This is a genomic window from Nostoc sp. XA010 (assembly GCF_020829625.1).
Lineage (GTDB): Bacteria > Cyanobacteriota > Cyanobacteriia > Cyanobacteriales > Nostocaceae > Nostoc.
The window spans coordinates 1-14636 of sequence record NZ_JAIVFX010000034.1 but is presented as its reverse complement, the minus strand read 5'-3'; the positions used below and the strand labels follow the sequence as shown (position 1 = coordinate 14636).

Genomic DNA, 14636 nt, shown 5'->3' with positions numbered 1-14636 from the left:
TAGCATTCATCACATTTATCAAGAATGACTACTTCTTTGAAAAGTCTCAAATACAGCAATATATTGTTAATTGTATACCTATATTAGTAAATCATAAAATTAATTTATATGAATTGCAAGAATTAAGTGACGCTGTACTGCAATCAATTATTATACAGCATGGTTTATTAGTGGAGCGAGCAAAAGGAATTTATTCTTTTTCCCATTTAACCTTTCAAGAATATTTTACTGCTCAAATAATCAGTGAAATCTCTGAACCAGATATTTTAAAAAATCTTGCTATTCACGTTATTGAAAAACGCTGGCGTGAAGTCTTCTTACTAGTATCTGAGCTACGTTGGAACGCTGGGATTCTAATATATTATATGAAACAAACGATTGATAGTCTTTTAGCGTCTGATGAAAAATTGCAATTTTTTCTGAAGTGGTTAAAAGAAAAATCTATTTCATCTAAAGTTTCTTATAAACTAAATGCTATACGTGCATTTTACTTTACTTTGATTCGCACAAATGCTAATAGAATTATGCATTATGATCCTGAATTACTTGAGCTATCTATTGCTTTAGATGATACCTTCGAGTATGCCTTTGATTATGAATATAAGATAATTGAAGCCGATAATTATGAATTAGATAATGATATTAATTTTCCTTCTGAACTTGTAATTGACAAGGATCTAGTTTTCGCCATTGAATTTGACAGTGATTTTTCTCGTAGTGTCAATCTTAGCCTAGATACGAGCAGTGATTTTTCAGATGAAATCAGATGCTTAAATAACCTTATGTGTAAGATGCTTGTCAGTAATCTTCCCTTGTCTTTGTACCGTGCATTTAAATTGACTTGTGCTTTAAATATTAACCCTGAACTAGCTCAATCGCTTGTAAAACTCCTAAATCAACTACCACATCATCAGCGGACAGATGAAAATAAACAAATATTTGTAGAATGGTGGAAAGTTAACAATCAAATATGGAATGAAAAATTAAGAGGTGCGATAGCTAAGTATCGTAACATTGGTCATAATTGGCAGTTCAGTGAGCATCAGAATAAACTACTTGAAGAGTATTATAATGCCAACAAATTACTTGCCAATTGTTTGAATAATGGTTGTTATGTATCTCCTAAAGTGCGATCGCAAATCGAAGACGAGTTATTTTTACCTTGGGATGAAATTCAGCAAAGTAAACTCCAAGAGTAAGTACAATTTATCAACGGCAAAGTGCATTCGCACTCTTCATACAACTTAAATTCAAATTTATTAAGGCGGGTGCGGGGGTTGAACCCGCTAATCCCCACAATGGTGGAGACGTAACCGATAACCTTAATTTCTTCGGCCCCAAAAGGCAAGTTGCGAACAAGGATAACCCGCCATGAAGTATGAAGGATAAAGTGTTTTATCCTTTACCCTTCAGCAATATCTACAATTCACCCGTAGCCAGCATCTGGATGATCCGAGGCGTACCTGGGTCGAATCCTGCCAAATCCCAAGACAGGGGATCTTCAGGATCTACTAAGGTAATTTGGTAAGGTGTTAAGGTGACATACACCGCCTTGACGTTAGGATTTACCTTTTTGCGGTACTCCTTCAGTGCTTGACTTGGATGCTTATTTCCCGCCCAGCTTTCCGAGTCAGTCCAAAAGCAGACAACATCTGCTTTAAAGTTATTCTTAATCATCCAGTCGTAAGCTACAGATGCATCCGTTCCACCAAAGTTTTGGTTGCTAGCTTTGCGAACCGCAGAACTAAAACTATCTTTGGCGGTGATACCTAATTCCCTGAATTCGGTAGCAAAGCCGCGAATCATGTAGTTTTTCTCTGCTTTTGCTGTCACCAGTGCCATTGTGGTGGCAATTTCACAACAAGTTAGTCCCATATCTGCAACCAAGCTACCCATAGAACCAGAAACATCTACGGCGTGCATGAATACTTTACGTGTCGGTTGCACAACATCAAAAGACAGTTCAACCGCCTTTTCTAAAATGTCCACAATCCGAGGAACTGGGTTCCAAGTCTTCTTACTGCGTCCTAATGTTCCACCAGATTCATAAGTTTTGAGTGCTTTCAAAACATCAATCGGATGGATGCGACCTTTACGCAGATGTTCTCTACGATTAAGAACTGCTTCCACTTGCTGCAAATTAGCGTCTTCATCGGCTCGCAACACACCCAGTTCAGTTAAAGAACCCAAGTTACGTAACATTGCACCTATTGGCATTTCCTGAAATAGCAGTTGCCAAGCTTGCCGATCCATTTTACCCACTGGTGCAGCCATTTCGTGGGTTAAGCGTCCTTGGGAAATAGCTTCATGGGTTTGGGTGGGATTCCGCTTGAGCCACTCATACCACCAAATCTGCGCCAACGCTTCTGAGGGGATGTCTGCTGGCAATTCTTCCCAGCCTCTAACTACCCACTCAAATAGTTGACGGTGATTTTCTGTAGGCGGTTTGACATGGAACAACCGCAATGCATCTCTGTGGGAGAAGCCTTGACGCTGTTGATATTTCAACAGTTGATAAGCTAAACCCTTGACATCTTCCCTTGAGAGCCAAGTTTTACCAGCTTCCCGCACTACTTTACTAAATCCCCGCAGAGATTTGGTGTAGTTCAACCATTCGTAGAAGTGGCTACCAGTGCGAACAACTTGCGGGAAGATTTCACCAAAAGCCTGCTTTGCTTCTGGTGCTTCACCCATCGACAGCAGCACCAAAGCTAATATAGGCGAACTATTATTGATGGCGCCTCCATCGCTAGCATACAAAATTTCTTCCGCTACACGACCGGGATTTTCAGCAACAGCTTGTCTGACAACTGCCACAAAATCTTCAGTTAATTCTTGTTTACCAGCGTAGTAAGTGCTTTTTGCTGTGCCAACCAACAGACAGCGACGCAGCATCTTCCAAATACCAGCATCAAACATAAAGCCACCGGAACGCCCCTGAACCATTTCGGCTTCCCGACCGGGAATAGGCTGATTTTGTGGTGTTGTAGTTTTCTTGTTAGTGAAAAAATTGTAATTCATGGCTTCATCTCCCGGCCTTTGCAGGCAAAAATGAAAGGTGGCAGAGCGGGATTTGAACCCGCGACATCCGGCTCCACAGGCGATAACCCTAATTCGTCGGCCTTTTCAGGCAAGGTGTGAACAAGGATGTTTTTCGGCGCTCTACCAAACTGAGCTACCTGCCACATAAAAAGTTAGGAGTTAAGAGTTAGGAGTTAGGAGTTAAATATTCAAAACTTTTAACAGCATTGATTTTGGTGTAGTGGGGCGGGATTTGAACCCGCGAATGCTCGTTTTTTTACGATAATCCTCAATTCGTCGGCCTTTGCAGGCAAGGGGTGAATAAGGATATTAAGCGCCTTACCACTTGGCTACCCACCACATGACAATTTAAAACTCAGCACTCAATTTGCTGTAGCGAAGTAGGATTTTTAGTTATATGCCATAACCCTCAATACGTCAGCCCTTCCGTGCAAGGTAGGCACTCTGCTATTTGAGGTATCTGCTACTGGTGAAAGCTAACTCCCTAATGAAAGTTGACTTGTATTATTAATGTAGTATATGTATTATCTGTTGTCAAGGGTCTGGCAAGCTAATTTAGAATTACTGCTTTGGAAAGAGAAGTCTGAGCAGCACAAGCAAGCCGTCGGCCGGAATTTAGGCTGGATACTATCTGAGATGTATTGCGATCGCTCTCATCAAAACCCTCTTGTTTTCTCTAGTAAAAACTTTTGCGCGTAGTTTACCGCCGTAGGCATCGCAGACCAATCTTAGATAAGTTGCAGATTCAAAAGTTTATAACACTCACGATGGAAAGGTTTTGCCGGCAAATTTGCCATAACTTTGCCAAAAGATACAAAAAAGTGTCCTAATTTTTGCCAATATAGATAGTATTATTTCCCAAAATTCACTTGGCAAAAATCGGCATGAGTGAGAAACCCATAGAAGATAACGGCAAGGCTTTTCTCGTTCTACTTTTGCCCATCTCGTTCTTGATTATTTTCCTAGTTACCACTTGGAGATTTTTACTGGCGCTAATTGTTCTGGTAATTGGCTTCAAGCTTTGGCAGGAATATCAATGGCAACAGTGGACTCATCGAGTTAACCCAATTTTTCATCAGTTGGTTCGCGAAAATCAGGGCAGACTTACGCCAATGGACTTGGCAATGAGGGGCAATTTTCCTGGAACGACGGCAAAACGCTACTTAGATAGTAAAGCCTCGGAATTTGGCGCTAGTATAGTGAACTCCGAAGATGCGGGGCAGTCTTATTACTTTATAACTGCCAGCATTCTCGGTAATATCCTTGATAGTAGTGAGCCTGTTAAAGAACTTCCTACTCAAGCAGTTACTAAAACTGCGCGATCGCTCCTAGCACCACCACCAACCCCACAGGAGGAACCAGAAACCGAATCACCACCACAGCCAACCCATAAGTCAGCTCAACGATCGCTGGAAAAACAGTTAATTTTTGGCTCTCTGATTCAATCTGAACTTGCCAAACGGCTAAATGTCTATTCCAGCACGGTTTATAAACGGCGAAACGATCCAGAATTTTCTGAATGGAGTCGCAGCAAGGACCCTGATGGTATTGCCTGGTCATACTCGGAAAAAACGAAGGAGTTTTTCCCAGTGGAGGAAGAAGGTTAAATAATTCAAATTTCAAAATTAGAATTTTTGAATTTTTGTTTCTAAACCCACAGCTTCGTTGATGGAATTTAATCCGCTTTGTTCTAGCTTGGAAAGCAAACCTGCTAGAATCTGGCGTACCATCAGTGGGCCTTCGTAAATCCAGCCTGTATAAACCTGGATCAAACTAGCACCAGCAGTAATTTTCTCCCAAGCATCTTCAGCAGAAAAGATGCCACCAACGCCAATAATCGGGATTTGTCCTTGGGTTTGCTGCCAAATAAAACGAATTACCTCAGTGGAGCGATCGCGCAATGGTTCACCGCTAATTCCGCCAGCTTCATCCTGGGGTGATTTGCCTGTTTGGTCAATCATCTGGGTTTTTAGTCCATCACGGCTGATGGTGGTATTAGTGGCGATAATTCCCGCTAGTTGGTAGGTTTTAGCAAGAGTTATGATGTCAGCGATCGCAACCCAATCTAAATCTGGCGCTATCTTGACAAAAATTGGTTTTTGTGTAATATTTTCCTGTTGTAATAAATTCAAGATGGCACTGAGCATAGAAGCATCTTGGAGCGATCGCAACCCTGGTGTATTGGGAGAAGAGACATTAACAACAAAATAGTCTCCCAAATCCTTCAGTAAGCGAAAACTATCGAGATAATCCTGTGCGGCTGCTTCTAGAGGAGTTACCTTAGATTTACCCAAATTTATCCCTATGGGTATTGACTGGGTTAACTTCTGCTTTTCCTGTGCTAATCGTGCCGCCATTGCTGCTGCACCGCGATTATTAAAGCCCATCCGATTGAGAGCAGCTTTGTCCAACGGCAAGCGAAACAAACGAGGAGGCGGATTTCCTGGCTGTGCGTGAAAAGTTACAGTTCCTAATTCCGCAAAGCCAAAACCCAGGTTAGACCAAATGTTAGCAGCGACTCCATCCTTATCAAAGCCAGCTGCTAACCCTACAGGATTTGGAAAGTTTAGCCCAAACAAATTTTGTTCTAAACGTGAATTGTACAGGCATAAAGACTTCTTTAAGCGTTGGTTTACCCAACTAGAAGGCGTTTGCGATAGCCAATTAAAACTGCGAATCGTCTGCTGATGTAACCACTCCGGGTCTGTTTTTATCACATTGAACAAAAGCGGACTAATTGCAAATTTATAAATATCCATTAGCTTTTATAAAGAATAACTAGTTCAAATCGCTAGAAAGACGCAAAGATGCGGAATGCAATTTGAATGACTATTAGCTTAATTTCCTATTAACCTGTCCAGGTTCAATATTAAACACTTGTGGCAATATTACTCAGGGTGCTTTTTTGGGCATCTTATATATTACAAGTTATGTTAACCAATAAATCAGATGGGGCAGCCACAAAAACCTATAGCCGCCGAACAGCAGATCCTCTCATTGGGGCGCGTCCTCCAGAGCCTCAGAGAAGAAGATGATGTTGACGTTCTGATTGAAACCACTATTTCTTATCTTAAAGAACAGTTTGACTACAAACTGATTTGGATTGCTCTTTACGATCGCCTGAATCACATATTATTCGGCAAAGGTGGCATCACACGAGATCGTGACACGAGCTTTTTACGCCAAAGGGTTGTTCTCAGTCCTGGGGATTTATTAGAGCAAGTGGTGATTGAACAGCATCCTTTGGGCATAGCTGATTTGCAAACTGAAATCCGCGCCCCCGAATGGCGAAAAATTGCCGAAAAATCCCACATCCAAGGCACGATTATTTTACCAATTCGCCATAAAGACCGTTGCTTAGGCGTGCTGTTACTAGGATCAGAACGCTGGGGCTACCTACTTACAGGGGAAGCAAAAGCACGTTTAATGATGGTTTTAGGCGAACTAGGGGCAGTGCTTTATCAAAATGAGATGCATTTGCAGCAAAAGCAAACCAAGCGAACCGACGAACCATTATTAGAATTACTAGAAAATTTACGCACCCTTAGTAACCTTAATCAAAGACTTGAAGCAACGGTGCAAGCAACTCATAAATTTGTCTCTCCCAACCGGACAAATGTTTACTGGTTTGAGCGGGAAGGGCGCTATTTTTGGTGTCGGATGAGCAATCAGCTTGTCAGAATTGATCGCAATCCTAGTAGTCAGCAAGCGGCGGGAATGACAGTACAGGAGTTGAGCGACTTTTATTATGCTTTGACAGTTAACCAAATTGTCTCGATTGGTGATGCACGCAGTTCTTTAAAGAGCCATTTTACGGCAAAATTGCTACAACGGCTGAAGGTGCGATCGCTCTTGGCAGCTCCGATAATCTGGCAAAAAAACTTGCTCGGTTTTCTGGCAGTAGAAAGCAATGAACCTCGAATTTGGACGGAGGCAGACAAAAATTTTGTCCAAGGTGCTGCTGGCTTAATTTCCCTGGTTGCAACTACTGAAAGCATGGAAAGCACTATCAAACAGATTCAAGAGGATGCCCAACTAACTAGCCAAGTTGCTCAAGGTATCTATAGTGAACATGACCTCAATAAAACTTTACACAGCTGTGCTAAAAAAGTTTTGGCTCGATTAGCTGCCACCCGCTTTATGCTGTTGCAGTATGATCCTCAACAGAATAATTATCAGTTTATTTATCAAAGTCAGCCCCATAATCGCCGACCGTTAACCTTTGCCCTGAATACTCTCAAAGAGTTAGATGAACAGCTTTTGCAACGTTCAACTCAAGCGGTGGAAATTGAGAATTTAGATGAGGATTTACGCTTTTTTAATTGGCGTCCCTTGTTGTTAGAAAGTGGAGTGCGATCGCTACTTATTTGTAAATGCATTCACGATCATATACCAGCAGCACTTTTAGTCATCACTCACGACAGCCATCGTTCTTGGACAACTCTAGAAAAAGAATTACTATGGGCCGTTAGTCAACAGATTGGTGTAATTGTTCGCCAGTGGCAATTACATAACCGCACGACCCAGCAGCAAAAAACTTCCCAGGCATTTGAGCAATGCCTACGCATCCTGACACAATCCCAAAATAGCAAAATTGAGGTAGGCAAAAAACATTTAGAACGTACAGCACTCGAACAAATAGCATCGATTCTGGGTTGTCCCTTAGCGATACTGCTATCCTGGTCACCTGGTGAAAGTTGGGCAGAAATTATCCCTGGAGTGCTTGATAATAGCCTATTTGGAATTTTTTCCGATGCATCTATTTCTATCCAGGCTGAGGCACTAATTCAGTGGGCGCTTACCACAGAGAGTTACCTGACTTTGAAGGTAGCTGATTTACCCCCCAAAACTCGAAAATGGTTGAATACTCCAGACAAAGGTAAAATTTTGGTGATGGCATTACGTACTAATGCTGATTATGAAATTACGGGTGTAGTGTTGTTAGCAGACTATCAAGAGCGTCACTGGTCTGAACAAAACCTCAGTGCAACTGCAACTTTGATTTCTCAATTAGCCTGGTGGCGTCGTGAAAAGCAAATTACCCGACTTTTAGAATCCACAACAAAAGATTTACAACAACTCAACTGGTACAAACATCGCCGCTTAGAAGAAATCCAAAGAATAACGGCGCTATGCCTTAAACAAATACATGCCTTGGGTATTCCTGCTAATGAATTGACTCAGATGCGCTACGAACTATTGCTGCGGCAATTAGATCATACAGCCGCCTCCATGAGTGGAATGCTAAAACTTGAGCAATGGCAGCTACATATAAGTTGGGAAACTATGCCCATAGCCAGTTTACTAAAGCGATCGCTCGGACGCATTGAAAATTTAATTAAACAGCAAAAGCTGTGGATTGGCGTACATGGCTTGGGGCAACAGATTGAGGAACAATCGCCAAATAATGCTTCACTCGCTAGAGGTATTTCTACCTCCAGCGCTCAATCCGCAATGGCGATGTCTCCGACAGGCTACGCCTACGCTGGTGATATTGTCAAAATTGAGTTAGTTATCCATGAATTATTAGTTAACGCCTGTAACGGTTCTCAAACCGGCGGCAGAATTGATATTTGGTGCCGTCGTTTAGATGCGTCAAAATCCTTAGATTCAAAGCGTTCTTCTGACAGTGGAGGGACTGAACATCAGACATCTTTAGAACTGTCGATTACATACAATGGTGCGATCGAACCACAGCTACTCACAGAGTTACATGATAATAGATTCAAAGATGTGCTTGCCCCTTCCAAACTTGACCAACCACCAGGTTTACACTTGCTAATTTGTCAAAACCTCATGCAGGAACTAGGAGGAGAGTTGAATTTCTATCAATTACCAGATAATCGGGTAGTTAGCCGTTTGTTGTTGACCTTAGTTGGTAATGATTCGTAAATATGTCATCAGAATTTTCTGGTTGCACTAACAAAAATCTTATATATAACTTACAGAAAAAGGCAGTGAAAGCTTTGGTTTCCCATAGGGCCAATTCATTAATTGACCCTATATTTCTTACTTGATGCGTAAGTCCTATTATAGATTTTTAGTAAACTTCCTGTACACTAAATAGACTAAGTAGTTTTTATGATTGAAGTTTCCTAAAGGGATAAATAACTATCAGATAGGACTATGCTCTTTAGGTGCAGAAAAGAACAATTACGAATATGCAGCTACCCATATTTTATGGGTTAACAATCAAATCCAAACTTATTATCTTAGTCTTGTTTGCCAGTATTAGTTCAATTTTAGTAATTGCCTCTCTAAGGTGGCAGATAGGCAAGCGATCGCTACGTAATATAACTAAAAAACAAGTCTTAAGATAGATTGACAATATATTTATTCACCGAAAATATCCTCCCTTCCTAGCAAACTGGTTATAATTATTTTCCATCTCTCTCAGAAATCAAATTCTCATATACACAGTATTTATATGGGACGTGTTCGTTCTAAATCTGACCTACCTACAAAAATCTGTCCGGTATGTCAACGTCCTTTCACATGGCGTAAAAAGTGGCAAGATTGTTGGGACGATGTGAAATACTGCTCAGAACGTTGTCGTCGTCGCCGTTCTGAAGCTCAAAATGAAACTAACCGCAACACAGACGCAAATAGCGCAAGAGATTAATGGAGTCACAGGTGCAACCTAAATTAATTATTCATGGGGGGGCTGGTAGTTCTCTCCACGGTAAAGGCGGATTGGAGGCGGTGCGCCGATCGCTCCATACAGTAATAGAAGAAGTCTATTCTCTACTATTATGCGGAGCAACTGCCTCTGAGGCGGTGGTGCATGGTTGCCAAATGCTCGAAGATAACCCCCGCTTTAATGCTGGTACTGGTTCGGTACTACAATCTGATGGGCAAATCCGCATGAGTGCTTCTCTGATGGATGGCGCATTAGGGCGGTTTAGTGGTGTAATTAATATTTCGCGCGTGAAAAATCCCATTGAGTTGGCACAATTTTTACAAAATTCGCCAGACCGAGTGCTATCAGATTTCGGTTCGGCTGAATTGGCGCGGGAAATGCAAATTCCCAGCTATAACGCTTTAACTGATTTGCGGTTACAAGAGTGGATACAAGAACGCCAGGATAATTTTAAAAGCGCAATGGCTGGCGTGGTAGCAGAACCCGAACTAGTAGAAACTAGCAATGCCGGACGCGGCACTATCGGTGTGGTAGCTTTAGATGCATCTGGTAGGCTAGGTGCTGGCACTTCTACTGGTGGTAAGGGCTTTGAGCGGATTGGCAGGGTAAGTGATTCTGCAATGCCAGCAGGTAATTATGCTACTAGTAATGCGGGTGTTAGCTGTACTGGCATTGGCGAAGATATCATCGATGAGTGTCTAGCTCCCCGGATTGTAGTACGTGTCACTGATGGGATGTCCCTGAAGGAGGCCATGCAGCGATCCTTTGCAGAATCCCATCAGAACAAACGGGACTTAGGAGCGATCGCTTTAGATTGTAGTGGAGCGATCGCTTGGGGTAAAACTAGCGAAATCTTACTCGCCGCCTACCATGACGGCGAAAAAATTGGTGATACTTTGGAATGGAATGATAGTGAATTGATTGGCTATTGTTGAATAAATTCTAGCGCCTGAGTTAAGATTTCTTCGTGGCCAACCATTGCAGCCAATTCTTGGGCTTCATAATGCCCCTTCCTGCGGAACGCTGCGCGAACAAAAGCTTCTAGCGCCGCTCTTTTCAGTGCCACTTGATATCCTTGTTGCAGAATATCCATTAACTCTGCCTGATTCAAGTAATAACCACCAGATTTGCGGCGCTTGTTTATTTTGTTGATTTCACGGACTGTATTTTCTATCGAAACATCCCAAGACCGAGTAGAACGTTTTTCGGCTTTTTGTTTAATTAATATGGATGAGCAGAATTACACCATAACTATCAATTTTATTGATTTTGTCACTAAGGCTCATTTCTTCTAACTCATCCACCAACAGCAACGCCTCATGGATTTTGCCTTGTTCTAGAAATTGCCTAAGTTCTAGCAGTTCTTCCATACTAAATTGTGTTTTTCTTGCTCTGATGACTCAAATGGCACAAGTTAAAACCATACAAATCATTAGTACCTTTAGTTGAATCAGCAAATCTGATGATTTAATTATCTCTTTATTGACTTTTCTTGCGCCAAGCTGGTTTCACCACCTGACGACTACGGGCGATCGCCAAAGAACCATCAGGCACATCTTCTGTGACTGTAGAACCAGCCGCAATATAGACATCATCTCCCAAAGTTAGTGGAGCAACTAAAACGCTATTGGCTCCAGTTTTCGTGCGATCGCCTATTTTGGTACGGTGTTTCTTCACGCCGTCATAATTGGCAGTAATTGTACCGGCACCAATATTCACCTGATTGCCGACGACGGTATCACCTATATACGACAAATGTGCTGCATTAGTGCGATCGCCTAATTGAGTATTTTTCAATTCCACAAAATTACCCACACGGCAACCAGCACCCACTTCTACCTGACCGCGCAAATGAGCATAAGGGCCAATTCGGCTTCCCGCCTGCACAGTGCTACCTGTCACCACTGAATACTGCACCGTGACATTTTCAGCCAACTGGCTATTTTCAATTAAACTTCCCGGCCCAATGTGACTTCCTGTTTGAATAACTGTATTTCCCCGCAGATGAGTTTGGGGTTCAATAATTACATCCGGCTGTAATTCTACAGTTTCATCAATGGTGATGCTTGTGGGGTCGATGAGGGTGACACCCGTCAACATCCATTTTTCCTTGACTCGCCTTTGCAAAATCTCGTAGGCTGTCGCTAGTTGCAAGCGATCGTTAATGCCGAGAATTTCTTGGTAATCTTCCACATCCACTGCCATAACTTTTCCCACTTGAGTCACGGCATCAGTGAGATAGTATTCTTTTTGAGCATTGTTTGCTTGTAGGTGGGGAAGCACCTTTGCCAAATCTGGCCAACGGAAACAATAAACTCCAGCGTTAATCCGGTGATTTTGTTTTTGAGCAGCATTACAATCTTTGTGTTCAACCATTTGCTGCACAATATTTTCATCGTTACAAAAAACTCGCCCGTAGCCCGTGGGGTCGGGTAAGTTTGAGGTGAGAATAGTTGCGGCATTCTGATTTCGGGCGTGAGTTTGTAACATCTGCTTGAGGGTTTCGCTGCGTATCAACGGTAAATCACCGTTAAGTATCAGCAAATCACCTGTGTAGTCTTCCAAGTGAGGAAGTAATTGCTGGATGGCATGACCTGTCCCTAGTTGCACAGTCTGTTCAACAAACTCCAAGCTAGGAATTGAATGCATGGCGGCTTGCACTTCCTCCGATTGATACCCTACAATTACGATTCGCCGTGAGGGCGAAAGTGGTTCTACACTTTCGAGAACTCTCTCCACTAGCGATCGCCCACCCAAAGAGTGTAAAACCTTGGGTAAGCGTGATTTCATCCGTGTGCCGCGTCCCGCCGCTAGAATTGCTACAACTACCATAATTAGCTATCAGCTATTAGTGAAATTATGATTAATGCTGTTGGTACTTTAAAATATCGGCTCAAATCATACCAGCTAATAATAGAAGACCGAAATATACAATGAGTCAGGATTATACCAATTTTCGCCGCTCACGGCAGCTACAAAATTTTTTACTCCCTACTCGTTCTCATAACAGGAGAGAATAAACTCGGTAAATTGCTGCATTAGTTTAGGATTACGCCAACCAGAATCAGTTTCTTTTTGCATCACTAAAAGTGCTTCTGCTGAAGTAAAAGCTTTTTTGTAAGGTCGTTCACTGGTTAGGGCATCGTAAATATCGATTAACTGAAAAACTTGCGCCAGGTAGGGAATATCATCCTCTTTGAGTCCATCAGGGTAGCCTGAGCCATCCCAGCGTTCGTGGTGATGACGAATAATGGGAATTACACCCCGCATACTGCGTAGTGGCTGGCAGATTTTTTCTCCAATCAAAACATGCTGCCGCATGACCTGCCAATCTTCGGGGGTGAGTTTGCCTTTTTTCAGCAGCACTCCATCGGGAATACCTACCTTACCAATATCATGGAGATAACCACCCCACATCAAATCTCGAATTTGATAACGTGAAAAATTGAGGTATTCACCAAAAGCTTGTCCCAGCTTTACCAAACGTTCACAATGATTGCCTGTATTGGGATCGCGGCTTTCAATCGACATGGCAATCGAAAATAGTACTTGTTCGGCATGTTCTAAATCTTCGTTCAGACGCTTCTGCCGCACTAAGGACTTTACACGCGCCGCCAGTTCCACACGATCAAAGGGTTTGGTGAGAAAATCATCTGCCCCAACTTCAATTCCCCGAATACGCGATCGCCTGTCATTTAAGGCCGTAATAAAAATCACGGGGATTAGCCTAGTCTGCTCATCCTGCTTGAGGAATTGGCACACTTCAAATCCATCCATTCCTGGCATCATCACATCCAGCAAAATCAAATCTGGCTGTTTTTGAGTTACCAACCCTACAACGATAGAACCACTATCCGCCTCAATCACTTCGTATCCTTCCATCCCCAAGAGGGCAACAGCAGTCATGCGACTGGCGGCATGATCGTCAACTACTAAAACCTTCGGCGGATCTAAATCAAACCCATTCACTTTAGAACCTTTAGCTTGTAGTGTTCTAGAAACCAATGAATCATCACCACAATTAACATCAACTTTTATCAAAGAAGACACTGCTTGGTTATCTTTAAGCATAAGGTCTTCTTGAGATAAGCCTAAAGAATAAGCCTCCACATTATTTTGTGATCCTACGGCATGATTTAAACCGATACTCTTCACTGTGCTAATGGGGTTTGTCCCACTAACAAATTCTTCTGTAAAGCCTGTATGGTTGGATTTCCATTGAATCACAAAGGCACTCCAGTTTTTTGCACAATTTAATAGTGTCAGATTTCAAAAACAAATTTAATATTCAACTATATCTGAGCCAGAGTTTTAATAGGGATTATGCATTATGTCAAACTGCGTATCTAAGTTTTTCGCAGCATCTGTGCTTTATGTTACAAACAAGGGGTATCTTGCTGTCAAATTTTTTGTTTTGCTTCTAATTACAGTATGATTAATTGACACAAATCTTAAATCAGGTTTTTTACGGATATTTTTTCATTGAACGGCGCTAAAAAGCTTTGTAATTGCTTGTTTTATATCGAGATACCCGGTTTTGAATCTTAAGTCTTTATGGTGATCATTAGGTGTATAGCTTTTTACTTACTCAGTTATAGCAGTATTTTATTACTGTCAAATTTTATTTAGTATTAAATGCTACCACAGAATTAAGCCTGTTAGCTTGTAAAGAGTTGTTGCCTAAGTATCTGGAAAATAAATCAGAATTTTTGACAAAAAAGAAAAGTCTCGAATCCCCATTTGAATTATCCCCCTTCCTGGCTGATCCCTTGTCTCTATTTCTATTGCCGCAGCTACGCCCGTCTTAGACATCTCAACCGAACTACAAAAGAACTCTTGCAAAAGTTTTTTGTGATATGATTAGAAATTTGCTTTCTTTATGATTGGGGCTTAAATTAGCAGTGAAATTTTGGAGAGCCAAGCAGCTTACTTCAAGGAAATTTAAACGACTTAC

The 14636-nt window shown here is 41.9% G+C and carries 9 protein-coding genes, 2 tRNA genes and 1 pseudogene; 5 read left to right on the top strand and 7 right to left on the bottom strand.

Features of this window, described 5'->3' with window-relative positions; genetic code table 11:
* Window positions 1-113: 113 nt before the first annotated feature.
* Window positions 114-1199, top strand: a complete 1086-nt coding sequence (locus LC608_RS29590; RefSeq protein WP_229556983.1) for an NACHT domain-containing NTPase — start codon at window positions 114-116, stop codon at window positions 1197-1199.
* 220 nt (window positions 1200-1419) lie between these two features.
* On the opposite strand, the gene LC608_RS29585 is transcribed toward LC608_RS29590, so the two are convergent.
* The 3 genes from LC608_RS29585 to LC608_RS29575 all read right to left on the bottom strand — a co-directional run bounded on the left by LC608_RS29585 (window position 1420) and on the right by LC608_RS29575 (window position 3381).
* Window positions 1420-3021, bottom strand: a complete 1602-nt coding sequence (locus LC608_RS29585) for a TROVE domain-containing protein (protein WP_229556982.1) — start codon at window positions 3019-3021, stop codon at window positions 1420-1422.
* A gap of 37 nt (window positions 3022-3058) precedes the next feature.
* Window positions 3059-3185 (bottom strand) — tRNA-OTHER (locus LC608_RS29580).
* A gap of 74 nt (window positions 3186-3259) precedes the next feature.
* Window positions 3260-3381, bottom strand: a tRNA-OTHER gene (locus LC608_RS29575).
* 545 nt (window positions 3382-3926) lie between these two features.
* Here LC608_RS29575 and LC608_RS29570 point away from each other — a divergent pair.
* Window positions 3927-4649, top strand: coding sequence for a hypothetical protein (locus tag LC608_RS29570; protein WP_229556981.1), 723 nt, complete (start codon window positions 3927-3929; stop codon window positions 4647-4649).
* An 18-nt stretch (window positions 4650-4667) separates the two neighbouring features.
* Here LC608_RS29570 and LC608_RS29565 read toward each other — a convergent pair whose 3' ends face one another.
* On the bottom strand, window positions 4668-5801 hold the full coding sequence (locus LC608_RS29565) for a quinone-dependent dihydroorotate dehydrogenase (RefSeq protein ID WP_229556980.1): 1134 nt from the start codon (window positions 5799-5801) through the stop codon (window positions 4668-4670).
* Window positions 5802-5991: 190 nt separating this feature from the next.
* Between LC608_RS29565 and LC608_RS29560 the strand changes: the two genes are divergently transcribed.
* The 3 genes from LC608_RS29560 (at window position 5992) to LC608_RS29550 (ending at window position 10617) form a co-directional block, all read left to right on the top strand.
* Complete coding sequence (locus LC608_RS29560) at window positions 5992-8934, top strand: GAF domain-containing protein (protein ID WP_229556979.1); 2943 nt, start codon at window positions 5992-5994, stop codon at window positions 8932-8934.
* Between the two features lie 535 nt (window positions 8935-9469).
* Window positions 9470-9664: a DUF2256 domain-containing protein gene (locus LC608_RS29555; protein WP_094350216.1), complete on the top strand. Its 195-nt coding sequence runs from the start codon at window positions 9470-9472 to the stop codon at window positions 9662-9664.
* Window positions 9664-10617: an isoaspartyl peptidase/L-asparaginase gene (locus LC608_RS29550; protein WP_229556978.1), complete on the top strand. Its 954-nt coding sequence runs from the start codon at window positions 9664-9666 to the stop codon at window positions 10615-10617. Before LC608_RS29555 ends, LC608_RS29550 begins: the two co-directional genes overlap by 1 nt.
* On the opposite strand, the pseudogene LC608_RS29545 reads toward LC608_RS29550, so the two are convergent.
* The 3 genes and pseudogenes from LC608_RS29545 to LC608_RS29535 all read right to left on the bottom strand — a co-directional run bounded on the left by LC608_RS29545 (window position 10608) and on the right by LC608_RS29535 (window position 13909).
* Window positions 10608-11052 (bottom strand): annotated as a pseudogene (locus LC608_RS29545) (DUF29 family protein). The gene LC608_RS29550 and the pseudogene LC608_RS29545 sit on opposite strands and share 10 nt — an antisense overlap.
* A 109-nt stretch (window positions 11053-11161) precedes the next feature.
* Window positions 11162-12514: a bifunctional UDP-N-acetylglucosamine diphosphorylase/glucosamine-1-phosphate N-acetyltransferase GlmU gene (glmU, locus tag LC608_RS29540; RefSeq protein WP_229556977.1), complete on the bottom strand. Its 1353-nt coding sequence runs from the start codon at window positions 12512-12514 to the stop codon at window positions 11162-11164.
* A gap of 159 nt (window positions 12515-12673) precedes the next feature.
* On the bottom strand, window positions 12674-13909 hold the full coding sequence (locus tag LC608_RS29535) for a two-component system response regulator (protein ID WP_229556976.1): 1236 nt from the start codon (window positions 13907-13909) through the stop codon (window positions 12674-12676).
* Between the last annotated feature and the right edge of the window lie 727 nt (window positions 13910-14636).

What these genes read in the sequence shown, in the direction of transcription:
- LC608_RS29585 (WP_229556982.1), bottom strand. Translation starts at nt 3,021, where the DNA reads ATGAATTACAATTTTTTCACTAACAAGAAAACTACAACACCACAAAAT.
- LC608_RS29570 (WP_229556981.1), top strand. Translation starts at nt 3,927, where the DNA reads ATGAGTGAGAAACCCATAGAAGATAACGGCAAGGCTTTTCTCGTTCTA.
- LC608_RS29565 (WP_229556980.1), bottom strand. Translation starts at nt 5,801, where the DNA reads ATGGATATTTATAAATTTGCAATTAGTCCGCTTTTGTTCAATGTGATA.
- LC608_RS29560 (WP_229556979.1), top strand. Translation starts at nt 5,992, where the DNA reads ATGGGGCAGCCACAAAAACCTATAGCCGCCGAACAGCAGATCCTCTCA.
- LC608_RS29555 (WP_094350216.1), top strand. Translation starts at nt 9,470, where the DNA reads ATGGGACGTGTTCGTTCTAAATCTGACCTACCTACAAAAATCTGTCCG.
- LC608_RS29550 (WP_229556978.1), top strand. Translation starts at nt 9,664, where the DNA reads ATGGAGTCACAGGTGCAACCTAAATTAATTATTCATGGGGGGGCTGGT.
- glmU (WP_229556977.1), bottom strand. Translation starts at nt 12,514, where the DNA reads ATGGTAGTTGTAGCAATTCTAGCGGCGGGACGCGGCACACGGATGAAA.